This window comes from Burkholderia sp. IO2 (assembly GCF_029522185.1).
Classification (GTDB): domain Bacteria; phylum Pseudomonadota; class Gammaproteobacteria; order Burkholderiales; family Burkholderiaceae; genus Burkholderia; species Burkholderia cenocepacia.
The window spans coordinates 30,683-54,946 of record NZ_JAKWFH010000012.1 but is presented as its reverse complement, the minus strand read 5'-3'; the positions used below and the strand labels follow the sequence as shown (position 1 = coordinate 54,946).

Annotated in this window: 21 protein-coding genes, 1 tRNA gene and 1 pseudogene; 15 read left to right on the top strand and 8 right to left on the bottom strand. The window is 66.6% G+C overall.

The window, feature by feature from the left end; translation table 11 throughout:
• Nucleotides 1-389 precede the first annotated feature (389 nt).
• From MMB92_RS10090 to ugpC, 4 genes are all read left to right on the top strand, one after another.
• Nucleotides 390-1,637, top strand: coding sequence for an extracellular solute-binding protein (locus MMB92_RS10090; RefSeq protein WP_006491170.1), 1,248 nt, complete (start codon nt 390-392; stop codon nt 1,635-1,637).
• A 138-nt stretch (nt 1,638-1,775) separates the two neighbouring features.
• A complete protein-coding gene (locus tag MMB92_RS10085; RefSeq protein ID WP_011544827.1) occupies nt 1,776-2,714 on the top strand; it encodes a sugar ABC transporter permease in 939 nt (312 codons plus the stop codon).
• Complete coding sequence (locus MMB92_RS10080) at nt 2,704-3,561, top strand: carbohydrate ABC transporter permease (protein ID WP_006496594.1); 858 nt, start codon at nt 2,704-2,706, stop codon at nt 3,559-3,561. Before MMB92_RS10085 ends, MMB92_RS10080 begins: the two co-directional genes overlap by 11 nt.
• A gap of 112 nt (nt 3,562-3,673) precedes the next feature.
• Nucleotides 3,674-4,792 (top strand): sn-glycerol-3-phosphate ABC transporter ATP-binding protein UgpC, encoded by a 1,119-nt coding sequence (gene ugpC, locus MMB92_RS10075; protein WP_006496593.1) that lies wholly within the window; start codon nt 3,674-3,676, stop codon nt 4,790-4,792.
• A 96-nt stretch (nt 4,793-4,888) separates the two neighbouring features.
• On the opposite strand, the gene MMB92_RS10070 is transcribed toward ugpC, so the two are convergent.
• The 3 genes from MMB92_RS10070 to trxB all read right to left on the bottom strand — a co-directional run bounded on the left by MMB92_RS10070 (nt 4,889) and on the right by trxB (nt 7,376).
• Nucleotides 4,889-5,512, bottom strand: a complete 624-nt coding sequence (locus MMB92_RS10070; RefSeq protein WP_006491172.1) for a trimeric intracellular cation channel family protein — start codon at nt 5,510-5,512, stop codon at nt 4,889-4,891.
• Complete coding sequence (locus MMB92_RS10065; protein WP_006496592.1) at nt 5,499-6,278, bottom strand: Smr/MutS family protein; 780 nt, start codon at nt 6,276-6,278, stop codon at nt 5,499-5,501. The genes MMB92_RS10070 and MMB92_RS10065 overlap by 14 nt, the downstream gene beginning before the upstream one ends.
• 135 nt (nt 6,279-6,413) lie before the next feature.
• Complete coding sequence (gene trxB, locus MMB92_RS10060) at nt 6,414-7,376, bottom strand: thioredoxin-disulfide reductase (RefSeq protein WP_006491171.1); 963 nt, start codon at nt 7,374-7,376, stop codon at nt 6,414-6,416.
• A gap of 388 nt (nt 7,377-7,764) precedes the next feature.
• Here trxB and MMB92_RS10055 point away from each other — a divergent pair, with 388 nt between their 5' ends.
• The 3 genes from MMB92_RS10055 (at nt 7,765) to MMB92_RS10045 (ending at nt 12,300) form a co-directional block, all read left to right on the top strand.
• Nucleotides 7,765-10,074 carry a DNA translocase FtsK gene (locus tag MMB92_RS10055; protein ID WP_006486612.1) on the top strand — a complete coding sequence of 770 codons (2,310 nt, stop codon included), beginning with the start codon at nt 7,765-7,767 and terminating at the stop codon, nt 10,072-10,074.
• Between the two features lie 46 nt (nt 10,075-10,120).
• Nucleotides 10,121-10,810 (top strand): outer membrane lipoprotein chaperone LolA, encoded by a 690-nt coding sequence (lolA, locus tag MMB92_RS10050; RefSeq protein WP_006486626.1) that lies wholly within the window; start codon nt 10,121-10,123, stop codon nt 10,808-10,810.
• A 179-nt stretch (nt 10,811-10,989) separates the two neighbouring features.
• Entirely contained in the window at nt 10,990-12,300 is a 1,311-nt protein-coding gene (locus tag MMB92_RS10045; RefSeq protein ID WP_006486630.1) for a replication-associated recombination protein A, read from the top strand.
• Nucleotides 12,301-12,342: 42 nt separating this feature from the next.
• Here MMB92_RS10045 and MMB92_RS10040 read toward each other — a convergent pair.
• Nucleotides 12,343-12,610 (bottom strand): annotated as a pseudogene (locus MMB92_RS10040) (DUF2164 domain-containing protein).
• A 248-nt stretch (nt 12,611-12,858) separates the two neighbouring features.
• Here MMB92_RS10040 and serS point away from each other — a divergent pair.
• Nucleotides 12,859-14,160 (top strand): serine--tRNA ligase, encoded by a 1,302-nt coding sequence (gene serS / locus MMB92_RS10035; protein WP_006486625.1) that lies wholly within the window; start codon nt 12,859-12,861, stop codon nt 14,158-14,160.
• Nucleotides 14,161-14,277: 117 nt separating this feature from the next.
• Nucleotides 14,278-14,368, top strand: a tRNA-Ser gene (locus MMB92_RS10030).
• Between the two features lie 234 nt (nt 14,369-14,602).
• Here the strand turns inward: MMB92_RS10030 and MMB92_RS10025 are convergent.
• Nucleotides 14,603-15,763 carry an alkane 1-monooxygenase gene (locus tag MMB92_RS10025; RefSeq protein ID WP_006496590.1) on the bottom strand — a complete coding sequence of 387 codons (1,161 nt, stop codon included), beginning with the start codon at nt 15,761-15,763 and terminating at the stop codon, nt 14,603-14,605.
• A 557-nt stretch (nt 15,764-16,320) separates the two neighbouring features.
• Between MMB92_RS10025 and MMB92_RS10020 the strand changes: the two genes are divergently transcribed.
• From MMB92_RS10020 to MMB92_RS10000, 5 genes are all read left to right on the top strand, one after another.
• Nucleotides 16,321-16,944 carry a GNAT family N-acetyltransferase gene (locus MMB92_RS10020; protein ID WP_226244688.1) on the top strand — a complete coding sequence of 208 codons (624 nt, stop codon included), beginning with the start codon at nt 16,321-16,323 and terminating at the stop codon, nt 16,942-16,944.
• Nucleotides 16,945-17,112: 168 nt separating this feature from the next.
• The gene (gene minC, locus MMB92_RS10015; RefSeq protein ID WP_006496586.1) at nt 17,113-17,898 is read left to right on the top strand and encodes a septum site-determining protein MinC; all 786 of its coding nucleotides are present in this window, start codon (nt 17,113-17,115) and stop codon (nt 17,896-17,898) included.
• A 59-nt stretch (nt 17,899-17,957) separates the two neighbouring features.
• Nucleotides 17,958-18,773: a septum site-determining protein MinD gene (minD, locus tag MMB92_RS10010; RefSeq protein ID WP_006486674.1), complete on the top strand. Its 816-nt coding sequence runs from the start codon at nt 17,958-17,960 to the stop codon at nt 18,771-18,773.
• A 12-nt stretch (nt 18,774-18,785) separates the two neighbouring features.
• Nucleotides 18,786-19,040 (top strand): cell division topological specificity factor MinE, encoded by a 255-nt coding sequence (minE, locus tag MMB92_RS10005; RefSeq protein WP_006486661.1) that lies wholly within the window; start codon nt 18,786-18,788, stop codon nt 19,038-19,040.
• A 161-nt stretch (nt 19,041-19,201) separates the two neighbouring features.
• On the top strand, nt 19,202-19,603 hold the full coding sequence (locus tag MMB92_RS10000; protein WP_006486632.1) for a YXWGXW repeat-containing protein: 402 nt from the start codon (nt 19,202-19,204) through the stop codon (nt 19,601-19,603).
• A 116-nt stretch (nt 19,604-19,719) separates the two neighbouring features.
• On the opposite strand, the gene MMB92_RS09995 is transcribed toward MMB92_RS10000, so the two are convergent.
• Entirely contained in the window at nt 19,720-21,276 is a 1,557-nt protein-coding gene (locus MMB92_RS09995) for a chloride channel protein (RefSeq protein WP_059721560.1), read from the bottom strand.
• Between the two features lie 191 nt (nt 21,277-21,467).
• Between MMB92_RS09995 and waaC the strand changes: the two genes are divergently transcribed.
• A complete protein-coding gene (gene waaC / locus MMB92_RS09990) occupies nt 21,468-22,463 on the top strand; it encodes a lipopolysaccharide heptosyltransferase I (RefSeq protein WP_212190609.1) in 996 nt (331 codons plus the stop codon).
• 16 nt (nt 22,464-22,479) lie between these two features.
• Here the strand turns inward: waaC and MMB92_RS09985 are convergent, their stop codons facing one another.
• The gene (locus MMB92_RS09985; protein WP_006486620.1) at nt 22,480-22,659 is read right to left on the bottom strand and encodes a hypothetical protein; all 180 of its coding nucleotides are present in this window, start codon (nt 22,657-22,659) and stop codon (nt 22,480-22,482) included.
• Between the two features lie 104 nt (nt 22,660-22,763).
• Nucleotides 22,764-24,074 (bottom strand): MFS transporter, encoded by a 1,311-nt coding sequence (locus MMB92_RS09980; protein ID WP_006486616.1) that lies wholly within the window; start codon nt 24,072-24,074, stop codon nt 22,764-22,766.
• Between the last annotated feature and the right edge of the window lie 190 nt (nt 24,075-24,264).

Sequence of the window (24,264 nt, the reverse complement as noted above, 5' to 3'; positions counted from 1 at the left end):
GCGATAAAAATATTTTTGACACTGAATTGTAGTTTAACTACAATCCGCCGCAAGGGGTAGCACCTGGGTGAAGAAAAAAAGAAGTGCGGTCGATGAACTGCGCGAGCTTCGCCTTCGGGAACGCCTTGTGCCGAATGGTATCGGACATTGACGGAGCGCATCATCGCGCGCCGTCGCCCCCGGGCTCGCGCCGCGGCATCGCGGTGGGCCAGAAACACAAAGAGGAGACACGCCGTTGAATCTCGATTCACGCTTTCTGTAAGAGCCCGGCCGGTCATCGGCCCCGTACGCTGCATGCGTCCCGCGGCTCGATTTCCCCGTCGTTTATCAAGAAGCCGGTTCCCCGTCGGGGAACCTCACGAGTTGATTCAGTCTGGAGGAGATAAGTAATGAAAGTTCGCTCGATCATGGGCGCGCTCTGCGCCGCGGGTCTGATGGCTGGCGCCGTGGCGGCGCAGGCAGCCGAGAACGTAACCGTGCTGCACTGGTGGACCTCGGGCGGCGAGTCGAAGGCCGTCGGCGTGCTGAAGGACGACCTGCAGAAGCAGGGCTACGTGTGGAAGGACTTCGCGGTCGCGGGCGGCGCCGGCGCCGCGGCGATGACCGCGCTGAAGACCAAGGTGATCAGCGGCGATTCCCCGTCGGCCGCGCAGATCAAGGGCCCGCTGATCCAGGACTGGGCCGACCAGGGCGTGCTCGTCAACATCGATTCGGCCGCCGGCGACTGGAAGCAGAACCTGCCGCCGGAAATCGACAAGATCATCAAGTACAAGGGCCATACGGTCGCCGCGCCGTTCTCGGTGCACCGCGTCAACTGGCTGTACATCAACAAGGCCGCGCTCGACAAGGTCGGCGCGAAGGTGCCGACCACCTGGCCCGAATTCTTCGCGGTGGCCGACAAGCTGAAGGCCGCGGGCATCCAGCCGGTCGCGATGGGCGGCCAGCCGTGGCAGGACCTGACGCTGTGGGAAGACGTCGTGCTGTCGCAGGGCCCGGCGTTCTACAAGAAGGCGCTGGTCGACCTCGACCAGGCGACGCTGACGTCGCCGCAGATGCTGTCGGTGTTCGACACGGTGCGCAAGATCCAGGGCTACTTCGACACCGGCCGTAACGGCCGCGACTGGAACCTCGCGACCGCGATGGTCATCAACGGCAAGGCCGGCATGCAGTTCATGGGCGACTGGGCGAAGGGCGAATTCGAGAACGCCGGCAAGAAGGCGGGCAAGGACTACGTCTGCGCGCCGGTGCCGGGCACCGCGAATTCGTACACGTTCAACGTCGATTCGTTCGTGTTCTTCCAGCAGAAGGGCGAGAAGAACGCGACGCCGGGCCAGCTCGCGCTCGCGAAGACGATCATGACGCCGGACTTCCAGGAGCAGTTCAGCCTGCTGAAGGGCTCGGTGCCGGTGCGTCTCGGCGTGAAGATGGACAAGTTCGACGACTGCGCGAAGAAGTCGTATGCCGACGAGCAGACCGCGATCAAGTCGGGCGGCTTCGTGCCGTCGCTCGCGCACGGCATGGCGCAAGGCGACGCGACCGCCGGCGCGATCACCGACGTCGTGACGAAGTTCATGAACTCGCAGCAGGATTCGAAGAGCGCGGTCGCCGCGCTCGCGAAGGCCGCGAAGGTCAAGTAACGCGCGCCAGGCGCCCGGCCGGACACGCTTCATCGGCCGGGCGTTTTTGCATGTGTAGCAAACGGGCTCGCCCGCGGGTCCGTGCCGTACCCGGCGCCGGCCCGGCCTGCGCCGCCCTCGTTCCAGGAGTCGAATCAAGTGGCTGCCCCTCTTAGCGGAAACGGATCCGGCGCTGCCGCCGCACGGCGTACGTCGCCGATGTCGGCCTTCGCCGATCGCTGGATCCCGAAGCTCGTGCTCGCGCCGAGCGTCGCGATCGCCGTGGTGTTCATCTACGGCTTCATCCTGATTACCGGCTATCTGTCGCTGACCCGTTCGCGGCTGTTGCCCAACTACGAATTCGACGGCTTCGGCCGTTACACGGACCTGTTCCAGAACGACGTGTGGTGGACCTCCGCCGCGAACCTCGGCTGGTTCGGGATTCCGTTCATCGCGATCTGCGTCGGGCTCGGGCTGTTCCTCGCGATCCTGCTCGACCAGCGGATCCGCAACGAAGGCGCGCTGCGCGCGATCTTCCTGTACCCGATGGCGCTGTCGTTCATCGTCACCGGCACCGCGTGGCAGTGGATCCTGAACCCGGGCCTCGGCCTCGAGAAGGTGATGCACGACTGGGGCTGGACGAGCTTCTCGTTCGGCTGGCTCGACGATCCGGACAAGGCGATCTTCTGCGTGGTGATCGCGGCCGTGTGGCAGTCGACCGGCTTCGTGATGGCGCTGTTCCTCGCGGGGCTGCGCGGCGTCGACGGCGAGATCTTCAAGGCCGCGCAGGTCGACGGCGCGACGCTGCCCACCATCTACCGCAAGATCGTGATCCCGAGCATGCGCCCGGTGTTCTTCTCGGTGCTGCTGATCCTTTGCCACATCACGATCAAGACCTTCGACCTCGTCGTCGCGCTGACCGCGGGCGGCCCGGGCACGTCGTCGTCGCTGCCGGCCATGTTCATGTACACGTTTTCGTTCAACCGCGGCCAGCTCGGGCTCGGCGCGGCGTCCTCGGTGATGATGCTCGCGACCGTGGTCGCGGTGCTGGTGCCGCTGATGTATATGGAATCGAGGAGCACCCGCAATGCAGCCTAAGATGACGATCAGCCGGGCAGTGATCTATGCGGCACTGATCCTGTTCGCGCTGTATTTCCTGTTCCCGATCTACGTGATGCTGTCGACGTCGTTCAAGGACCTCGACCAGCTGCGCACCGGCAACCTGCTGACGCCGCCCACCACGTGGACCGTCGAGCCGTGGGTGAAGGCCTGGAGCGGCGCCTGTACCGGCGTGCGCTGCGACGGGATGAAGCCGTTCTTCCTGAACTCGCTGCAGATGGTGATCCCGGCCGTGCTGATCTCGTCGCTGATCGGCGCGTTCAACGGCTACGTGCTCACGCACTGGCGCTTTCGCGGCGCGGACGCGCTGTTCACGATGATGCTGGTCGGCTGCTTCATTCCGTTCCAGGTGATCCTGCTGCCGATGGCGCGCCTGCAGGGGATGCTCGGCCTCGCCAACACGATTCCGGGCCTCGTGTTCGTGCACGTCGTGTACGGGATCGCGTTCACGACGATGTTCTTCCGCAACTTCTACGTGAGCGTGCCGGCCGAACTCGTGAAGGCCGCGCGCATCGACGGCGCGGGCTTCTTCACGATCTTCACGAAGATCCTGCTGCCGGTGTCGCTGCCGATCTTCATGGTGTGCCTGATCTGGCAATTCACGCAGATCTGGAACGACTTCCTGTTCGGGATCGTGTTCTCCGGCGTCGATTCGATGCCGATCACGGTCGCGCTGAACAACCTCGTCAACACGTCGACGGGCGTGAAGGAATACAACGTCGACATGGCCGGCGCGATCATCGCCGCGCTGCCGACGCTGCTCGTCTACATCGTCGCCGGCCGCTACTTCGTGCGCGGGCTGACGGCAGGCGCGGTGAAGGGGTAAGCGCGGCTTCATCCGATACGACGAACCGGCCGCGCAGGACGCGCGGCGCATCGAAACGAACCCGACGCGGCGCCCGAGCGCGCCGCGCGAGACGAGACAGAGGATTCACAGCATGGCAAGCCTTTCCATCCGTGACGTGTACAAGACCTACCCGAACGGGGTGCCGGTCCTGAAGGGTGTCGACATCGAGATCGAGGACGGACAGTTCCTGATTCTGGTCGGCGGCTCGGGCTGCGGGAAATCGACGCTGCTCAACATGATCGCCGGGCTCGAGACCGTCACGAGCGGCGAGATCTGCATCGACGGCAAGGTCGTCAACGACCTGTCGCCGAAGGATCGCGACATCGCGATGGTGTTCCAGTCGTACGCGCTGTATCCGTCGATGACGGTGCGCGAGAACATTTCGTTCGGGCTGAACATCCGCAAGGTGCCGAAGAGCGAGCAGCAGCAGATCGTCGACCGCGTGTCGGCGATGCTGCAGATCCAGCACCTGCTCGACCGCAAGCCGGGCCAGCTGTCGGGCGGCCAGCGGCAGCGCGTCGCGATGGGCCGCGCGCTCGCGCGCGATCCGTCGCTGTTCCTGTTCGACGAACCGCTGTCGAACCTCGACGCGAAGCTGCGCATCGAGATGCGCGCGGAAATCAAGCTGCTGCACCAGCGTCTCGGCACGACGATCGTCTACGTGACGCACGACCAGATCGAGGCGATGACGCTCGGCGACCGGATCGCGGTGATGAAGGACGGCGTGGTCCAGCAGTTCGGCGCGCCGCAGGAGATCTACGATTCGCCGTCGAACCTGTTCGTCGCGGGCTTCATCGGCGCGCCGCCGATGAACTTCATCAACGGCAAGCTGGTCGAGCAGGGCGGCGGAATCGCGCTCGAGATCGACACGGGCCTCGCGCGCAGCGCGCTGATCCTGCCGTTCGACGCGGCGAAGCTGAAGTCGCACGTCGGCCGCGAGGTGATCCTGGGCCTGCGTCCGGAACGCATCACCGACGCACGCAACGCGCACAACGGCGAGGCATCGAACCTGCAGCCGATCGACGTGCGCGTCGACGTGACCGAGCCGACCGGGCCGGACACGCACGTGTTCGCGCAGGTGAACGGCAAGCGGATCGTGAGCCGCGTGCATCCGGCCGCGAACCCGCAGCCGGGGCAGACGCAGTCGCTGCTGTTCGACGTGTCGAAGGCCGTGCTGTTCGATCCGGCATCGGAAGAGCGGATCGCGTGACGCGGCGCTTGCGTTGAACGAAACAGAAAGGGGCCGTATCGAACGGCCCCTTTTTTCGTTTCGGCGCTGCGGCTGACGCGTCCGCGGACGCGTCGGTCAATGCGGCAACCGCACGTCGAACTTGAACGTCGCGAGCCGCGCGACGAGGATGAAGCCGGTCGCGAGCAGCACGCTGTACACCGAGTCGAACTGCAGCCACACGAGCAGCAGGTAGAACCAGCAACCGACGAACGCGCAGGTCGCGTACGGCCGCGAATCGCGCAGGATCAGCGGAATGTCGTTGCACAGCACGTCGCGGACGATCCCGCCGACCACACCGGTAATCACGCCCATCATCACCGCGATGAAGCGCGGCATCTCGGCGTCGAGCGCGATCGCCGTGCCCGAGATGCTGAAGATGCCGAGCCCGATCGCATCGGCGATCAGCAGCAGCCGTTCGGCCGACAGCCGCGACAGCATGCGCAGCACGAACGGCGCGAACAGCGCGAGCACGAAGATAGCGATCACGTAGTCGTCGTGCACGACCCAGTAGAACGGCCGGCGCTCGAGCAGGATGTCGCGCAGCGTGCCGCCGCCGAACGCGGTCGCGAGCGCGACGACGAACGTGCCGACCGAATCGAGACGGTTCTTGCGCGCCTCGATGAACCCCGAAATCGCGAAGGCCAGCGTGGCGATCGCCTCCAGTACCGCGATCGCGAGCGTCAGCCTAGGATGCGGCACGCGGCCCCCGGTCGGCCGGCGCCGCGTGCGGCTGCAGCAGCACGAGCACCGCGCCCGCGCCGCCGTCGTGGCCGCGCGCCTCGCAGAATGCGATCACTTCTTCCTTCTGCACGAGCCATGCGCGCACCTTGCCCTTCAGCACGGGTTCCTTGCCGATCGAGCCGAGCCCCTTGCCATGGATCACGCGCAGGCAGCGCAGCCCTTTCTTGCCGGCTTCGCGGATGAATTCGGCGAGCGCATCGCGCGCCTCGTCGCGCCGCATCCCGTGCAGATCGATCTGCGCCTGCACGATCCACGCACCGCTTCTCAGCTTGCGCACGACGTCGCGGCTGATGCCGGGGCGGTGGTAATACAGCGAGTCGTCGCTGTCGAGCAGCGTCTCGGGATCGAATTCGTCGGACAGCGTCGCGTTCAGCACGGCTTCCTCGTCGCGCTGCGTCTGTTTCGGCACCGGGTCGGGCGGCATGCGGCCGGACGACGCGCGTGGCGGCGCGTTCAGCGGCCGGATCGTGCCGATTTCGTTGCGGAACAGGTTTGCGTCGGCTTCCGCCTTGCGCTCGGCCTGCGCGGCTTCGATGCGCGCGCGTTCGCGACGGTCGGCTTCGCCTTGCAGCGACTTGCGCAACGCGCCGAGGCCCGCGAGGCCCTGGCCGCGCAACGCGGCCGCATCGAGGGCGGGCGGCGGCGCCTCGGGCGCCGGGGTCACGGGACGGGCAGCGATCTTCCGCTTCGCGGGATCGCTCGGATGGGGCTGGTTCTTCGCCATGATTCGATAACAGGGCAGGCGCGTTCGGGCGCGCGGGCACAAAAAAGCCGCTGCGCGGCGGCAGCGGCTTTCCGGTCGAGCCCGCTTCGCGGCAGCGGACGCCATTGTAGCGCCCGCCGCGAAAAGGCTTCCGGCTTACTTCTTGTCGTGCAGGCTTTCGAGGTAGCGCTGCGCGTCGAGCGCGGCCATGCAGCCCGTGCCCGCGCTGGTGATCGCCTGGCGGTACACGTTGTCCTGCACGTCGCCCGCGGCGAACACGCCCGGCACGCTCGTCGACGTCGCATTGCCCTGCAGGCCGCTCTTCGTCAGGATGTAGCCGTCCTTCATCTCCAGCTGGCCCTGGAACAGGTCGGTGTTCGGCTTGTGGCCGATCGCGACGAACACGCCCTGCACCTGCAGGTCTTCCGTCGCGCCGGTCTTCACGTTCTTGATGCGCAGGCCCGTGACGCCCGACTCCTCGCCCGTCACCTCGTCGAGCACGTGATCCCACTTGATGTCGACGACGCCTTCCTTTTGCTTCTCCAGCAGGCGGTCGATCAGGATCGGCTCCGCGCGGAACTTGTCGCGGCGGTGGATCACGGTGACCTTCTTCGCGATGCCGGTGAGGTAAAGCGCTTCCTCGACGGCCGTATTGCCGCCGCCGATCACCGCGACTTCCTGGTTGCGATAGAAGAAGCCGTCGCAGGTCGCGCAGGCCGACACGCCCTTGCCCATGAACGCTTCCTCGGACGGCAGGCCGAGATACTGGGCGGACGCGCCGGTCGCGATGATCAGCGAATCGCACGTGTACTCGCCCGAGTCGCCGATCAGGCGGATCGGCTTTTCGTGCAGTTTCGCGGTGTGGATGTGGTCGAAGACGATTTCGGTGTTGAAGCGCTCGGCGTGCTCCTGGAAGCGCGCCATCAGCTCCGGACCCTGCACGCCTTTCGCGTCGGCCGGCCAGTTTTCGACGTCGGTCGTGGTCATCAGCTGGCCGCCCTGCGCGATGCCGGTGATCAGCACCGGGGACAGGTTGGCGCGTGCCGCGTAGACGGCAGCCGTGTAGCCGGCGGGGCCGGAACCGAGAATCAGGACTTTGGCGTGTTTGGGCGTGGACATGTGCGAATCCGTAAAAGGCGGCCGCGGCGGGCGGGGTGGGGCTCGCCGTACGATCCGGGATTGACCGGGATGCCGTCATAGATGGGTATCAGACGCGCATTATAAAGGCCCCGTTGCTGCGCTGCCGAACGAGAGTTTCAATCGTGCCGATAGCGTTTCGCGGCGCCTCGCCCATACGGGGCCGCGGGCCGGACGGCAGGCGGCCGGGGTGGCGGCGCGTTGCCGCACGCGCGGACATCCGCCCGGCTTGCGGCCGTCGGCGGCGCCGGTTCGGCGCTCCGTCCCCGTGATGTAACCGTCATTTACACTTGGCGGCGCGGTGCAGCGTTTACAATAAGCGCGATCGAACGACAGGCGGGCGCACGGCCCGTCCTCTTTATACGGATTCATGGCAAAAGCTCCTTATTCCGCCCAGGCACAGGCGTTGCCGCACCGGATGTCGAAGCTCCTCACGGAGATCCGCTGGATTCTCCAGGTCGCGCTCTGCGCCTTTCTGGTGATGGCCCTGCTGAGCTACAGCCGGCGCGATCCGAGCTGGACGCACGCCGCCCAGGTCGATCACATCTCGAACTGGGCCGGCCGCGTCGGCGCGTGGACGGCCGACATCATCCTGCTGCTGTTCGGCCTGTCGGCCTACTGGCTGATCGTGCCGCTCGGGCGGCGCATCGCCGTCAACTACCGCCGCATCACGCGCCACGAGGCGATTCCGGACGAACCGGAGCGGCCGATCGGCTGGCTCACCGAAATCTTTGCGTTCGTGCTGGTCGTGCTCGCGTGCGACGGCATCGAGGCGCTGCGCATGTGGTCGCTGAAGGTGCAGTTGCCGCGTGCGCCGGGCGGCGTCGTCGGCGAAGCCGTCGCGGGCGCGATGTCGCATGCGTTCGGCTTCACGGGCGGCACGCTGTTGCTGCTGATCGCGCTCGCGATCGGCCTGTCGCTGTATTTCCGCTTCTCGTGGCTGTCGGTCGCCGAGCGCGTCGGCGGGGCGATCCTGTCCGCCGTCAACGTCGCGAAGCTGCGCCGCGAGGCCGAGCGCGACCGCAAGCTCGGCGAGGCCGCGGCGGTGCGCCGCGAAGGCAAGGTCGAAGAGGAGCGCGTGCGCATCGAGGACCACGAGCCGGTGACGATCGTGCCGCCGGTCGTCACGCCGGCGAAGTCCGAGCGCGTCGAGCGCGAGCGCCAGGTGCCGCTGTTTACCGACCTGCCGGGCGATTCGACGCTGCCGCCGGTGTCGCTGCTCGACCCCGCGCCGAAGACGCAGGAAGCGATTTCCGCCGATACGCTCGAATTCACGTCGCGCCTGATCGAGAAGAAGCTGAAGGACTTCGGCGTCGAGGCGAGCGTCGTCGCCGCGTATCCGGGCCCGGTCGTCACGCGCTACGAGATCGAGCCGGCCACCGGCGTGAAGGGCAGCCAGATCGTCAACCTCGCGAAGGATCTCGCGCGTTCGCTGTCGCTCGTGTCGATCCGCGTCGTCGAGACGATTCCCGGCAAGAACTACATGGCGCTCGAGCTGCCGAACCAGCGCCGCCAGACGGTGCACCTGTCCGAGATCATCGGCTCCGAGGTGTATGCGGCCGCGTCGTCGGCGCTGACGCTGAGCCTCGGCAAGGACATCGGCGGCAAGCCGGTGTGCGCGGATCTCGCGAAGATGCCGCACCTGCTGGTGGCCGGTACGACCGGCTCGGGCAAGTCGGTCGGGATCAACGCGATGATCCTGTCGCTGCTGTACAAGGCCACCGCCGAACAGGTGCGCCTGATCCTGATCGATCCGAAGATGCTCGAAATGAGCGTCTACGAAGGCATTCCGCACCTGCTGTGCCCGGTCGTCACCGACATGCGCCAGGCCGGCCATGCGCTGAACTGGACCGTCGCGGAGATGGAGCGCCGCTACAAGCTGATGAGCAAGCTCGGCGTGCGCAACCTCGCGGGCTACAACAACAAGATCGACGACGCGGCGAAGCGCGAGGAGAAGATCCCGAACCCGTTCAGCCTGACGCCGGAAGATCCCGAGCCGCTCGGCCGCCTGCCGAACATCGTCGTCGTGATCGACGAGCTGGCCGACCTGATGATGGTCGTCGGCAAGAAGGTCGAGGAACTGATCGCGCGGATCGCGCAGAAGGCACGTGCGGCCGGCATCCACCTGATCCTCGCGACCCAGCGTCCGTCGGTCGACGTGATTACCGGCCTGATCAAGGCGAACGTGCCGACGCGGATCGCGTTCCAGGTGTCGTCGAAGATCGACTCGCGCACGATTCTCGACCAGATGGGCGCCGAATCGCTGCTCGGGATGGGCGACATGCTGTACCTGCCGCCGGGCACCGGGCTGCCGGTGCGCGTGCATGGCGCGTTCGTCGCCGACGACGAAGTGCATCGCGTCGTCGAGAAGCTCAAGGAGCAGGGCGAGCCGAACTACGTCGAGGGCCTGCTCGAAGGCGGCACCGCCGACGGCGACGAGGGCTCGGCCGGCGCGGGAACCGGCGAAGGCGGCGGCGAGTCTGATCCGCTGTACGACCAGGCGGTCGAGATCGTCATCAAGAACCGCCGCGCGTCGATCTCGCTCGTGCAGCGTCACCTGCGGATCGGCTACAACCGCGCGGCGCGGCTGCTCGAGCAGATGGAGCAGTCGGGGCTCGTGTCGGCGATGTCGTCGAGCGGCAACCGCGAAATTCTTGTGCCGGCGCGCGACGCGGAATGAGTCCGCGGCGCCCGCAGCGCCGTCCACCCAGGGAGAAAACCGCAATATGCAGCAACTTTCGTTCGTCCCTTTCCTTCGTTCGACGCGGCGCTGGCTCGGCGCGGCGCTCGCCGGCGCATCGCTGATGCTCGCGGCGACGCACGCGTTCGCGGGCGGCACCGAGCAACTGAAGGCCTTCGTGTCGCAGGTGCGTTCGGCGAAGGGCGATTTCACGCAGCAGATCGTCAAGGCGCCGGCCAAGGGCGCGAGCGCCGCACAGGCCGCACCGAAGCCCACCGACAATTCGAGCGGCACGTTCGTGTTCGCGCGTCCGGGCAAGTTCATCTGGACGTACCAGAAGCCGTACCAGCAGGTGCTGCAGGCCGACGGCGACAAGCTCTACGTGTACGACCGCGACCTGAACCAGGTCACCGAGCGCAAGCTGAACGGCGCGCTGGGCGCGAGCCCCGCCGCGATCCTGTTCGGCAGCAACGATCTCGACAAGAACTACACGCTGCGCGATGCCGGCGAGAAGGGCGGCATCGAGTGGCTCGAGATGCTGCCGAAGGCGCAGGACACGCAGTTCCAGCGGATCGGCATCGGCTTCCGCAACGGCACGCTCGCCGCGATGGAGCTGCACGACGTGTTCGGCAACGTCACGCTCTTGACCTTCACGAACATCCAGACGAACCCGGCGCTGAAGGGCGATACGTTCAAGTTCGTCGTGCCGAAGGGCGCGGACGTGATCAACGGCTGACCGGCGCCGCGCGCCGTTCTCCTGCAACGGGCCTGCCGGCGACGGCAGGCCCGTGTCGTTTCCGGGCGCGGGTAACAGGCGTGGGCACCCCCGGGCCCGGCGGCGCGCTCGCGCGGCTGTCATAATGTCGGGTCCGGCGGCCGGTTCGGCCGCTATCGTTTGATGTGGAGCGAGGGTTCATGTCCGACCTGTTTCAAGTCGAGCCGCGCCGCCCGCTCGCCGAGGCGCTGCGGCCCAAAACGCTCGCCGAGGTGATCGGCCAGACGCATTTGCTGGGCGAAGGCAAGCCGCTGCGGCTCGCGTTCGAATCGGGCAAGCCGCATTCGATGATCCTGTGGGGGCCACCCGGCGTCGGCAAGACGACGCTCGCACGGCTCACCGCGCTCGCGTTCGACTGCGAGTTCATCGCGCTGTCCGCGGTGCTCGGCGGCGTGAAGGACATCCGCGAGTCGATGGAGCAGGCGAAGGACACGCTGAACCGCACCGGTCGCCACACGATCCTGTTCGTCGACGAGATCCACCGGTTCAACAAGGGGCAGCAGGACGCGCTGCTGCCGTTCGTCGAATCGGGTCTCGTCACCTTCATCGGCGCGACGACCGAAAACCCGAGTTTCGAAGTCAATTCGGCGTTGCTGTCGCGCGCGCAGGTGTACGTGCTGAAATCGTTGAACGACGACGAGATGCGTCAGTTGCTCAAGCGCGCGCAGGAAATCGCGCTCGACGGCCTCGCGTTCGACGACAAGGCGATCGACACGCTGGTCGGCTACGCGGACGGCGACGCGCGCCGCTTTCTGAACCTGCTCGAACAGGCGCAGACGGCGGCGACGTCGGCCGGGGTCGCGACGATCGATGCCGATTTCGTCAGCAGCGCGATGACGCTGAACGCGCGGCGCTTCGACAAGGGCGGCGACAACTTCTACGACCAGATTTCGGCGCTGCACAAGTCGGTCCGCGGCTCGAGCCCGGACGGCGCGCTGTACTGGTTCTGCCGGATGATCGACGGCGGCGCGGATCCGAAGTATCTCGCGCGGCGCATCGTGCGGATGGCGTGGGAAGACATCGGGCTGGCCGACCCGCGCGCGTTGCAGGTGGCGAACGACGCGGCCGAGACCTACGAACGGCTCGGCTCGCCGGAAGGCGAACTTGCGCTCGGGCAGGCCGTGATCTATCTCGCGTGCGCGGCGAAGAGCAACGCCGGCTACAACGCGTTCAACCAGGCGATGGCGTTCGTGAAGCAGGACAAGTCGCGCGAGGTGCCCGTGCACCTGCGCAATGCGCCGACCAAGCTGATGAAGGAACTCGGCTACGGCCACGCGTATCGTTACGCGCACGACGAGCCGAACGCGTACGCGGCCGGCGAGACGTACCTGCCGGACGGGATGCGCGAGCCGCGCTGGTATCAGCCGGTGCCGCGCGGGCTCGAATCGAAGATCGCCGAGAAGCTCGCCTGGCTGCGCGAGCTCGATCGCGAAGCCGGCAAGAAGGACTGACGAGGCCGCGCGGGCCGGTTCGGCCTGCGCCTCGCGGACGCGTCAGCGCTTGCGGCCCGGCTGCTGCTTCCAGTATTCGAACGGTTCTTCGTGGCATTCGATGTCGAGTTCGGCGATCCCGCGCGTGCAGGCGCTCCTGCGCGTCGGCGATCGCGAGGTTGTAGATCGCCGGCGCGATTTCCTGGACGAAGAAATGCAGCAGCGCGCCGGCCTGGATGTTGCCGATCGGCTCGTCCATGTTTTCTGTGAAATAACGTTGCAGCGACGCGATCGCACGGTCGCGTACATCCTTGTCGAGTTCGATGGTCATCGGATTCCCTGGCGTGCTGTGATACGGAGCCGGCGCGCCGCCTGAATCGGTTGGCGCCAGCCGGCGCGGGCGGTTTGCGATCCGCCATGGCGCGTCGCGCGGCAATTCGCCGGCCGCCGACGCGCAGACCGGCAATGCGATACTGCCATGCTCGCCCCATTTGCGGCATTGTCCGTCCGGACGGTGCCGTGGCGGCCGCGCGGTGCGTTAGAATTCCCGTCTTACACAACGATTTTCCAAGTCCTCCCATGCTCGACATCCAGTTGCTGCGCAAAGACCTCGACGGCGTCGCCAAGCGCCTCGCCGATCGCGGCTACACCCTCGACGTCGCCGCGTTCTCCGCACTCGAAGCGGAACGCCGCGCGATCCAGACCCACACCGAAGAGCTCCAGGCGCGCCGCAACAGCCTGTCGAAGCAGATCGGCGCGATGAAGGGGAAGGGCGAGGACACGTCGGCCGTGATGGCCGAAGTCAGCGGGATCGGCGACGACATGAAGGCGTCGGAAGCCAAGCTCGGCGAGATCCAGGCGCGCCTGTCCGACCTGATGCTGGGCATGCCGAACGTCGCGCACGAAAGCGTGCCGGTCGGCAAGGACGAAGCCGACAACGTCGAGGTGCGCCGCTGGGGCACGCCGCGCCAGTTCGACTTCGAGGTGAAGGATCACGTCGACGTCGGCACGCCGCTCGGCCTCGATTTCGAGACGGGCGCGAAGCTCGCCGGTGCGCGCTTCACGATGCTGCGCGGCCCGATCGCGCGCCTGCACCGCGCCCTCGCGCAGTTCATGATCGACACGCACACGCAGCAGCACGGCTATACCGAAACGTACACGCCGTACATCGTGAACCCGGAGATCCTGTACGGCACGGGCCAGTTGCCGAAGTTCGCGGACGACATGTTCCGCGTCGAGAAGGGCGGCGCGGAAAACACGGTCACGCAATACCTGATCTCCACGTCCGAGATTTCGCTGACGAACACCGTGCGCGAGTCGATCGTCGACGGCGCCGCGCTGCCGATCAAGCTCACCGCGCATTCTCCGTGCTTCCGCTCGGAAGCCGGTTCGTACGGCCGCGACACGCGCGGGATGATCCGTCAGCACCAGTTCGACAAGGTCGAGATGGTGCAGGTCGTCGCGCCGGAAACGTCGTACGCGGCGCTCGACGAGATGGTCGGCCACGCGGAAGCGATCCTGCAGAAGCTCGGCCTGCCGTACCGCGTGATCACGCTGTGCACGGGCGACATGGGCTTCTCGGCCGCGAAGACGTTCGACCTCGAGGTGTGGCTGCCCGCGCAGAACACCTATCGCGAGATCTCGAGCTGCTCGAACACCGAGGCGTTCCAGGCGCGCCGGATGCAGGCGCGCTTCCGCAACGCGCAGGGCAAGCCGGAGCTCGTGCATACGCTGAACGGTTCGGGTCTGGCGGTCGGCCGCACGCTCGTCGCGGTGCTGGAGAATTACCAGAACGCGGACGGCTCGGTCACGGTGCCGGAAGTACTGCGTCCGTACATGGGCGGCATGGAGCGGATCGACGCGCCGGCACAGACGTCGTAACGCGGGTCTTTCGAAGCCCTCGCAAAAAAATTTGCAGAAAGGGCTTGTCAGCCGCGAAGTGATCGTCTTATAATCTTTTTCTCGCGGAAACGACCAGCCGCGAAATGCAGTAAGGAAGGAGAGGTGGCAGAGTGGTCGAATGTACCTGACTCGAAATCAGGCGTACGGTTTCCCCGTACCGTGGGTTCGAATCCCACCCTCTCCGCCAAAATACGAAGCCCCTTGATCCGGCAGGATCAAGGGGTTTTTCGTTTTGGGCCGGCGGCGCGCCCGGATCGGGTCGCATCTTCGATGCAGCCCGGCTGCATGATGAACACCATCGCCCCGTGACGAACCGGTCGTCGGAAGTCCTGACAGTCGTTGCATGGCTGCCGCACCGCGCACGCGTGCAAAACCGGCAGCCGGTGCGCCGACCAGTTTCTACGCAGCCCTCACAGAACCATCACGCCGCCGCCGGATACTGCGCCAGCACCCTGTCGCGGATCGACGGCTTGATATTCGACTGCGCCATGTCGCCGCGATAGTGGGCGACGACGCGCGGGTTCATCACGCGATACCAGAGCGGCGGCACGTACGCGAACAGGATCATCGTCGCGTAGCCGGCCGGCAATTGCGGCGCATCGTCGAAGTGGCGCAGCGCCTGGTACGAGCGCGTCGGATTCGCGTGATGGTCGGCGTGTCGCTGCAACTGGTACAGGAACAGGTTCGTGACGACGTGATTGCTGTTCCACGAATGCTGCGGCGTGCAGCGTTCGTAGCGGCCGCTCGGCAGCTTGCGACGGCCCAGCCCGTAGTGCTCGACGTAGTTCACGACTTCGAGCAGCGACGCGCCGTAGACGGCCTGGATCACGAGGAACGGAATCACGACCTTGCCGGCCATCGCGATCGCGATGCCCCACACGACGGCGGTCATCGCCCACGCGTGCAGCACTTCGTTGCGCCAGGTCCACGGCGACTGCCCGAGCCGTTCGAGGCGCGCCTTTTCGAGCCGCCACGCCGAGCGGATGCTGCCGGTCACCGTGCGCGGCAGGAACGCCCAGAACGACTCGCCGTAGCGCGCGCTCGCCGGATCCTCGGCCGTCGCGACGCGCACGTGATGGCCGCGGTTGTGCTCGACGTAGAAGTGGCCGTACGCGACCGGCGCGAGCGTGATCTTCGCGAGCCAGCGTTCGAAGCGGTCGGTCTTGTGCCCGAGTTCGTGCGCGGTATTGATCGAGATCCCGGTCGCGGCGCCGAGCGACAGCGCGAAGCCGACATAGTCGTACCACGCGAGCGCATGCGTGCCGACGATCCACACGCACATGAAGAACGCGACGTATTCGACGAAGGTCGCGAGATAGACGATGTACCGGTAATAGCGCTCGCGTTCGAGATGCGGCACGACGGCCTCGGGCGGATTGTCGCGATCGTCGCCGATCAGCGTGTCGAGGATCGGGATCACGCCGAACGCGAACAGCGGGCCGAACCACCAGAACACATGCAGGCCCGTCGACAGCGCGAGCTGTGCAGCGAGGATCGGCAGCGTGATCGTCAGCGCGCCGAGCAGCCACAGGTAACGCTTGCCATCCGACCAGCCCGAAGCCGATTCGTCGGTCATTGCCATTGTCTCCCTCCAGTCGGCCGGCCCGCGGGCGGCCGCATGCAAGATTGTTCGAATCCTCGTGGTCCGCGACGTGCGCGGCGGCCTCCGGATCGTCGCCCGGTTCTGCCTGTTATACGACCGGTGCGCGCGCTTGCCAAACCCCGGCGCTAGGCGCGGCGCTCCAAACGGCGGGGTGCGCGCACCGCGCGCCGGGAAGGGCCGACACGCGCCGATTGAAACATGCAGGCGAGGGCGGATCGACCCGCACGGAGCGTCGCGTTCGTCGGATGAATGGCCCGGCGCGCGGCGAGCGCATGCCGGGTGATGGGGGCTGCAACAAATGTTGCGTCGCAATAAAGACGGTGACGAAGGATTGGCGCAGCGTGTTTTTCGTTTGCTTATATTACGCAGCATTACGGCCGCCGCGCGGCCATTCAGCGCGACTTGAAACCGGGTGGCCATGCATGGCAAGGAGAACGGGGCGATGCGCCAAATGAGGACGGCACGTTCACCGTCCGACCGCCTGCGTCGATGCACCGATGCTGCACCTGCACACCGATCGGCGCGTGTCGTCGCTGATGACACTTGCTGCCTTTCGATCCGCGCCGCCATTTGAAAATTACGATTTGACTCATGCCCCGCTTTCGGTTGAAGCTAATAGCTTGCTGTCCGAAGGGGGCTGTGCCTGCATGAGTTCGACCTTGACCGTTCGTCGTATCGCTGCCGATCAGGGCGGCGTGTATCGCGAACTCCGCGCTGCATCGCTGCGTGAGCCCTACGCGCCCGGCGAAGCGCCGGAGGCCGAATTGCTGACCGTCGAAGCGGACGCAGCGTCGGCGATCGCCGCGCAGCGCGCCGTGTCCGACGAGTCGACGACTTTCCTGCTGTACACCGAAGGCCATCCGGCCGGCATGATCGGCGCGTATTTCGACAACACGCCCGATCGGCGCGCGTTCGTCAGCGAACTGTGGGTCGCGCACGCGGTGCGTCACCTGCGCGGCGGCGTGCTGCTGCTGGAGACGGCCACCGCGTGGCTCGCCGAGCGCGGCGCCACCGACGTCTACGCATGGATCGCCGATGCGAACCGCAACGCGATCCGCTTCTACGAGCGCGCGGGTTTCGGCAACACCGGCGAACATGCGCCGATCGCCCGGATGCCCGGCGCGATGAAATCGCTGTTCGTATCGCAGGTGAAGCACTGACGCGACGGCGAAACGCCAGCCGCGCGGCGCGATGACAGCCCGGTCGCCCGCCTGCCTGCCCCCTGCCGGTCGCGCGTCCGCCCGGGCCGCCGCGACCCCGAGTCCCAAAAATAATGGCTGCACGCGTGGACGCCTGTAAAATACGCAAAAATTTTTTGCAGAGTGTCCATGTCGCTTAAAAAATCGCCATTCTTCGAGCTGCGCAGCGGATCGGTCGATACGTTGCTGTTCACCGTGAAGACGACCGATCTCGATGCGTTGCGTACCGAACTGGTCAAGCGCTTCGAAGCGACTCCCGAGTTTTTCGCCGACGATGTCGTCGCGATCGACGTCCGCCGCCTGGCTGACGGCGAACGCGTCGCGCTCGCGGACATCCGCCAGATGCTGAACGACGTGCGGATGCGTCCGGTGGGCGTCGTCGCACTGGCAACGCAGGGCTGGGCGGGGGAAGCCGGCCTGCCGTTGCTGGAGGCGCGCGATCGCCGCGCGCCGGCCGCGAAACCTGCGGACGAAGCGGAACCGGCGGCTGTGCCAGCCGTCGAGGCCGCCGCCGCTCCGGCAGCCGCAGCGGCGCCCGAACAGTCGTCGGATCCCGCGCCGACGCTCTTGCAGGCCGGTGGCCAGACGCTGGTGATCGATCGGCCGTTGCGTTCGGGGCAGCAGATTTACGCGAAAGGAGACCTCGTGGTGCTCGCGCCGGTCAGTCACGGCGCGGAAATCATCGCGGAAGGCAATATCCACATCTACGCGCCGTTGCGCGGCCGCGCCCTCGCGGGCGTGCACGGCAATCACGACGCGCGCATTTTCTGCACGTGTCTCGAACCGGAACTGATTTCGATCGCGGGTATCTATCGAACGACCGAGAACCCGCTGCCCGCCGACGTACTGGGCAAATCGGTGCAGATCCGGCTCGAAGAGGAAAAACTGATGATCGAACCGCTGCGCCTGACGTGATTCACGCGGTGCGCTCCGGATCGGTCGGCTCTCATTGACGAACACAGGGTATTGGGTAAATGGCAAAAATCATCGTGGTGACCTCGGGCAAGGGCGGCGTGGGCAAGACGACGACGAGCGCGAGCTTCGCGTCGGGTCTCGCGCTGCGCGGCCACAAGACGGCCGTGATCGACTTCGACGTCGGCCTGCGCAACCTCGATCTCATCATGGGCTGCGAGCGTCGCGTCGTGTATGACCTCGTGAACGTGATCCAGGGCGAAGCGAACCTGAACCAGGCGCTGATCAAAGACAAGAAGTGCGAGAACCTGTTCATCCTGCCGGCGTCGCAGACGCGCGACAAGGATGCGCTGACGCGCGACGGCGTCGAGAAGGTGCTGAACGACCTCGTCGCGATGGACTTCGAATACATCGTCTGCGATTCGCCGGCCGGTATCGAGGCCGGCGCGCTGCACGCGATGTACTTCGCCGATGAAGCGCTGATCGTCACGAACCCGGAAGTGTCGTCGGTGCGCGACTCGGACCGCATTCTCGGCATCCTGTCGTCGAAGACGAAACGCGCGACGGAAGGCAAGGAGCCGATCAAGGAACACCTGCTGATCACGCGTTACAGCCCGAAGCGCGTGAGCGAAGGCGAGATGCTGTCGCTCGAGGACATCAGCGAGATCCTGCGCATCAAGCTGATCGGCGTGGTGCCCGAGTCGGAAGCCGTGCTGCACGCGTCGAACCAGGGTCTGCCGGCCGTGCATATCGACGGCACCGACGTCGCGGAAGCGTACAAGGACGTCGTCTCGCGCTTCCTCGGCGAGGACAAGCCGCTGCGCTTCACCGATTACCAGAAGCCGGGCCTGCTGCAGCGCCTCTTCGGCAGCAAGTAACGGAGGCCGCCCATGTCCATCCTTTCGTTTCTCCTCGGCGAGAAGAAGAAGTCCGCATCGGTCGCGAAGGAGCGCCTGCAGCTCATCATCGCGCACGAGCGGGTCGGCGGCCGGCCGCCGGCCGATTACCTGCCGGCGCTGCAGAAAGAGCTGGTCGCGGTCATCTCGAAGTACGTCCATATTTCGAACGATGACATCCGCGTGAGCCTCGAGCGCCAGGACGATCTCGAAGTCCTCGAAGTGAAGATCGAGATCCCGCAAGCCTGACGCTTGGCGCGTGTCCCTCCGCACGGCGGCGTCCGCCGCCGTGCGCGTCTTACGCCCTGTTGCACTTTCGGGCACGCCGTAACACGGCGCCTGTCGGCCGTAATCGACCTTCCCGCATTGAACGAATACGCTCGCGTGACTTGTTCAACCAGGAGGTTCCGATGGCTGTCCCTACCGTTTCCCGTCGTATCGTTTCGCTCGCGCTGTTCGCCGCGGGCCTGTCGGCCGTCGTCGCCCCGTTTGCCGCGCAGGCCGACGAGATTCTCGTCGGCACGCCCGTGGTCGCGCCGCAGGGCCGCATGGTGATCGCGGAGCCGGTCGCCGTGCGCACCGAGGAAATCGTCGTCGTCGCGCCGAATGCGCCACCGCCCGTGCGCTACGAGGTCGTACCGGCCATGCGCGTGGGCTATGTGTGGGAGCGCGGACACTGGCGCTGGGATCATGGCCGCTACGTATGGATCGGCGGCCACTGGGAAACCGAGCGCGTCGGCATGCAATGGGTGCCGGGGCATTGGGACCAGCGCGGTCCGAACTGGTTCTGGACGCGTGGCCACTGGGCCTGATGGAGGCGCGCGATGAAAAGAACCGCAATCGCCATCGTGCTCGTCGCGATCACGCTGGCCGGGTGCATCGTCGTGCCGGCGCGGCCGGTCTACTACCGGCCGGCGCCCGTCGTGATCTATTGAGCGTCGCGCGGGCCGTGCTGTTGCGCCGGACCGTTCGCGTCGGTCGCAGCCGGTCCGGCATCGTGCGGCGCCGGCGCATGCGCGGCGCTGTCGGCTGCCGCAGCGGCGGCCGGCTCGCTGCCATCTTCGTCGCGCAGCGTGTCGAGCGGATCGGCAGGGGCCGCGTTCGCGTCCTGGGGTTCGGTCACATCGGTCACGTTGCTCGCAGCGGCCGCCGCGGTTGCCGCGGCCGGTGCGGCGGCCGCGACGGGCGGCGCGAGATAGCGCTGCGCGAGCGTTTCGTAGAGCGGCGGCGCGAAAAAGCGCGAGACGCGGCTTGATACCAGTGCGGTCGCCATCAGCGAAATCACCAGCGCATGACCGTTGATCATTTCCATCACGATCACGAACGACGTGATCGGCGACTGCGTGACGGCGGCCAGATAGCCGACCATCGCGAGCGCGATCAGCATCGGCAGGCTCATGTTGGTGAACACCGCATGCAGCAGATTGCCGAAGCCGGCGCCGATCGACAGCGACGGCGCGAAGATCCCGCCCGGGATGCCCGGCAGATACGACGCGACCATCGACACCATCTTCAGGAACGGATAGAACACCGACAGCTGCTGGCTGCCGTCGAGCAGGCCGCGCGCTTCGGCGTAGCCGCTGCCGAACGTCGTGCCGCCGGACACGAGCCCCACGACGGCGATCGCGAAGCCGCACAGCGCGGCGAACGTGACCGGCCGCTCGCGATACAGGCCCAGCAGTTGCGCGGGCAGCCAACGCCCCGTGTTGAGCAGCAGCCAGCAGAACAGGCCGCCCGCGATGCCCGTCACGATCGCGGTGACCAGCACCGCGACCGCCAGCAGTTTCGGGAAATGGAGGCCCGTGTCGATCGTGCCGAAATACGTGTAGTTGCCGTTCAGGCCGAGCGCGACCACGCCGGCGAGGATGATCGCGGTGATCAATACGCCGCTGGCGCGCGCGGAGAAGCTGCGGGTCAGCTCCTCGATCGCGAACACGATGCCGGCGAGCGGCGTATTGAATGCGGCCGACAGCCCGGCCGCCGCGCCGGCCAGCACCAGCTGGCGTTCGATCTGCGCGTTCGAGCGCGGGTAGAAGCGCCGCAGGTTGAACATCAGCGCCGCGCCGACCTGTACCGTCGGCCCTTCGCGACCGATCGTGAAGCCGCCGAGGATGCCGAGGAACGAGATCAGTACCTTGCCGAACAGGATGCGCAGCGTCAGCAGCCGGGCGCCGAATGCGCTCGGGCGCGCATGCAGCGTCGCGATCACCTGCGGGATGCCGCTGCCCTCGGCGCCGCGGAAGAAACGGCGCGTGACCCACACCGACATCGCGGCGATCGCCGGCGTCAGCAGCAGCGGCAGCCAGACGGCGTGATCGCGCATCGCGCGGAAAGTCTCGTAGCCCCAGTCGATCAACCGGGCGTACAGTACGGCGGCGAGGCCGACGACGATCGCGCCGAGCCAGAAAACACCATATTGGCGCCAGATTCGCAGCGAGCGGCGGGTGAGGGCGGGGAACAGCGAGGGAAGGGCGGGGCGCGGCATTGGCTCGGGCCGGAGGCAAAGAATGAATTATAAAAAGAACCGGATGCCAGCGGGGACGACAAACGCCCGCAAGGCGCGACAAAAATTCACAAAAGAGATGCAATTTGTTGCAAATGTAATGTTGACGTAATGTATGCGCACCGCAACCGTCGTTAGCATGCCGAATGGCCAGTCAGGAATACCCGCACATCGTGAAACGCATTCTTATCGTAAAAGTGACGTCGCTCGGCGACGTCGTCGAGACGCTGCCCGTCGTCGCCGACCTGCATCGCGCCTTTCCCGGCGTGTCGGTCGACTGGGCCGTGGACGAATCGTGTGCGGAGATCGTGCGCTGGCATCCGGGAGTGAGCACCGTCCTGTGCGCGCCGCTGCGTCGCTTCAAGAAAATGCGCAACGCCGGCGACCTGAAGGCGATCTCGGCCTCGATCGGTGCGCTGCGTGCGCACCGCTACGACGCGGTCATCGATCTGCACGGCGTCTACAAGAGCGCGATCATTGCGGCGCTGGCGCGCGCCGGGCGCCGCGTCGGTTACCGGACCCCGGATCTCGGCGAGACAGGGGCGCGTTTCGTGTATTCGCATCGTTTTGGCCCGAAGCCTGCATGCGATGCGTGGCACGGCATGCGCATCAGCGCGGGCGAAGCGCTCGGCTATGCGCCCGAGGGTATCGCCTCGTACGGGATCGAACCGCCCGACGTCACGTTGCCGCCCGCAGTTACCGAGGGTGCGCCGTTCATGCTGCTGTTCCACGCGACGTCGAATTCCGACAAGAAATGGCCGACCGGCCATTGGGTTGAACTGGCTACCCGGATGATGGCGCGCGGCTTGCGCGTGCTGCTGCCATGGGGCTCGTCGTCCGAGCATCGCGACGCGCAGGAGATCGCGATGCAGGCGCCTGGCGCGGTCGTGCTGCCGGCCATGTCGCTGGGCGAACTCGCCGCGACGATGAGCCGGGCGGCGCTGGTCATCGGTGTTGATACGGGGATGGTGCATCTGTCGCACGCGCTGCGGCGTCCGACGGTGATGATTTTCGTGGCCACCTCGCGCGCCCACTTCGGCATCGGCGGCGCACCGCACGCGCTGTCGATCGGTGAGTCCGGCGCCGCGCCGAGCGTGGACGACGCGATGAAGGCAATCGATACCGTGGGACCGGTCTACGACGTGTTGCCGGTGCGGGCGGTAGCCTGACGGCTGCCGGGCGGAGTTACGCCAGCAGCGCCTCGACCGTGACGACGGCGGCGATCGCCGCGAGATTCGCCAGCAGCGCCTCGAACACGAGGCCGCGCCAGGTCTTTGGCCGGAACCGCAGCGCGAGCAGCAACGCGCCACCCAGCGCGAGCGCGAGGATCAGGACGAGGTCGGCATTGGCGAGGCGGATATTCATCGCGGCGGCTCCTGTCGGGGCGGAATCCCCGGGCGCGCAACGACGCGCCCAGAATCGAGTATAGAGAGCCGCCGCCGCTGCACAACCCGGGTCGCCCCGGAGGGTCAGACGAGCGATGCGTCGCGCGTTTCGCGCATCAGCAGTACGCCGATCAGGCTGATCGCCGCCGCGACCGACACGTAACCGCCGACCCACGACAGGCCGCCGCGCGCAGCCAGCAGTTGCGCGATATACGGTGCGATCGACGCGCCGAGAATCCCGCCGAGGTTGTACGCGACGCCCGCGCCCGTATAGCGGACGTTGGTCGGGAACAGTTCCGGCAGCAGCGCGCCCATCGGTGCGAACGTCACGCCCATCAGGAACAGCTCGATCGTCAGGAACAGCGCAACGAGCGGCATCGACCCGCTGCCGAGCAGCGGCTCCATCGCGAACCCCGACAGCAGCGCGGCGATCGCGCCGACGACCAGCACCGGCTTGCGGCCGAAGCGGTCCGACGCCCATGCGGACAGCGGCGTCGCGAGCCCCATGAAGACGACCGCGAAACACAGCAGGCCGAGGAAGCTCTGGCGCGGAATATGCAGCGCCGACACGCCGTACGACAGCGAGAACACCGTCGAGATGTAGAACAGCGTGTAGCAGACGACCATCGCGAGCGCACCGAGCAGCGTCGGCTGCCAGTGCTGCGTGACGAGCGTCGCGACCGGCACGCGCACGCGCTCGTTGCGCTCGAGGGCCGCCTGGAACGCGGGCGTTTCGGTGATCTTGAGCCGCACGTACAGCCCGAGCGCGACGAGCACCGCGCTGACGAGGAACGGAATGCGCCAGCCCCAGCTGCGGAACTGCTCGTCGGACAGCGACAGCGCGAGCGCGAAGAACAGCCCGTTCGACATCAGGAAGCCGACCGACGGCCCCAGTTGCGGGAACATCCCGAACCAGCCGCGCTTGCCCTGCGGCGCATGCTCGGTCGCGAGCAGCGCCGCGCCGCCCCATTCGCCGCCCAGGCCGATCCCCTGACCGAAGCGCAGCACGCACAGCAGCACCGGCGCGAGCGCGCCGATCGCGTCGTAGCCGGGCACGAAGCCGATTGCGGTGGTGGACACGCCCATCACGAGCAGCGAGGCGACGAGCGTCGACTTGCGGCCGATACGGTCGCCGAAGTGCCCGAACAGGAACGAGCCGATCGGGCGTGCGATGAACGCGATGCCGAACGTGACGAATGCGGACAGCGCCTGCGCCGTCGCGGAGCCGTGCGGGAAGAACACGGGGCCGATGACGAGCGCGGCGGCCGTCGCGTACACGTAGAAGTCGTAGAACTCGATCGCGGTGCCGATGAAGCTCGCGAACACGATGCGCCGGTGGCTGACGGCGCCGGCCGAACCGGTTGCGTGTGCAACGGCCGGGGGGGATGCGGACATGGATGTCTCCGTTTTGTCGTTGGGGCGGTCGGCTGAGCGTGCGTTCGGGCAGGCGACGGCCTGCCGGGTGCAGCCGAGCAGAGGATGATGCGGATGACGCGGTGGCGGCGTGGACGCGCGCCGTGGCGCGGACGTCACCCGCCGGTCGACGATGGAGACGGGTACGTCGCCGCCGCCCGGTGCCGGCGTG

Excerpts from the sequence above, each read along its gene's own strand:
- MMB92_RS10090 (WP_006491170.1), top strand. The coding sequence starts at position 390 with ATGAAAGTTCGCTCGATCATGGGCGCGCTCTGCGCCGCGGGTCTGATG.
- MMB92_RS10080 (WP_006496594.1), top strand. The coding sequence starts at position 2,704 with ATGCAGCCTAAGATGACGATCAGCCGGGCAGTGATCTATGCGGCACTG.
- ugpC (WP_006496593.1), top strand. The coding sequence starts at position 3,674 with ATGGCAAGCCTTTCCATCCGTGACGTGTACAAGACCTACCCGAACGGG.
- MMB92_RS10065 (WP_006496592.1), bottom strand. The coding sequence starts at position 6,278 with ATGGCGAAGAACCAGCCCCATCCGAGCGATCCCGCGAAGCGGAAGATC.
- trxB (WP_006491171.1), bottom strand. The coding sequence starts at position 7,376 with ATGTCCACGCCCAAACACGCCAAAGTCCTGATTCTCGGTTCCGGCCCC.
- MMB92_RS10055 (WP_006486612.1), top strand. The coding sequence starts at position 7,765 with ATGGCAAAAGCTCCTTATTCCGCCCAGGCACAGGCGTTGCCGCACCGG.
- lolA (WP_006486626.1), top strand. The coding sequence starts at position 10,121 with ATGCAGCAACTTTCGTTCGTCCCTTTCCTTCGTTCGACGCGGCGCTGG.
- MMB92_RS10045 (WP_006486630.1), top strand. The coding sequence starts at position 10,990 with ATGTCCGACCTGTTTCAAGTCGAGCCGCGCCGCCCGCTCGCCGAGGCG.
- serS (WP_006486625.1), top strand. The coding sequence starts at position 12,859 with ATGCTCGACATCCAGTTGCTGCGCAAAGACCTCGACGGCGTCGCCAAG.
- MMB92_RS10025 (WP_006496590.1), bottom strand. The coding sequence starts at position 15,763 with ATGGCAATGACCGACGAATCGGCTTCGGGCTGGTCGGATGGCAAGCGT.
- MMB92_RS10020 (WP_226244688.1), top strand. The coding sequence starts at position 16,321 with ATGACACTTGCTGCCTTTCGATCCGCGCCGCCATTTGAAAATTACGAT.
- minC (WP_006496586.1), top strand. The coding sequence starts at position 17,113 with ATGTCGCTTAAAAAATCGCCATTCTTCGAGCTGCGCAGCGGATCGGTC.
- minD (WP_006486674.1), top strand. The coding sequence starts at position 17,958 with ATGGCAAAAATCATCGTGGTGACCTCGGGCAAGGGCGGCGTGGGCAAG.
- minE (WP_006486661.1), top strand. The coding sequence starts at position 18,786 with ATGTCCATCCTTTCGTTTCTCCTCGGCGAGAAGAAGAAGTCCGCATCG.
- MMB92_RS10000 (WP_006486632.1), top strand. The coding sequence starts at position 19,202 with ATGGCTGTCCCTACCGTTTCCCGTCGTATCGTTTCGCTCGCGCTGTTC.
- MMB92_RS09995 (WP_059721560.1), bottom strand. The coding sequence starts at position 21,276 with ATGCCGCGCCCCGCCCTTCCCTCGCTGTTCCCCGCCCTCACCCGCCGC.
- MMB92_RS09985 (WP_006486620.1), bottom strand. The coding sequence starts at position 22,659 with ATGAATATCCGCCTCGCCAATGCCGACCTCGTCCTGATCCTCGCGCTC.
- MMB92_RS09980 (WP_006486616.1), bottom strand. The coding sequence starts at position 24,074 with ATGTCCGCATCCCCCCCGGCCGTTGCACACGCAACCGGTTCGGCCGGC.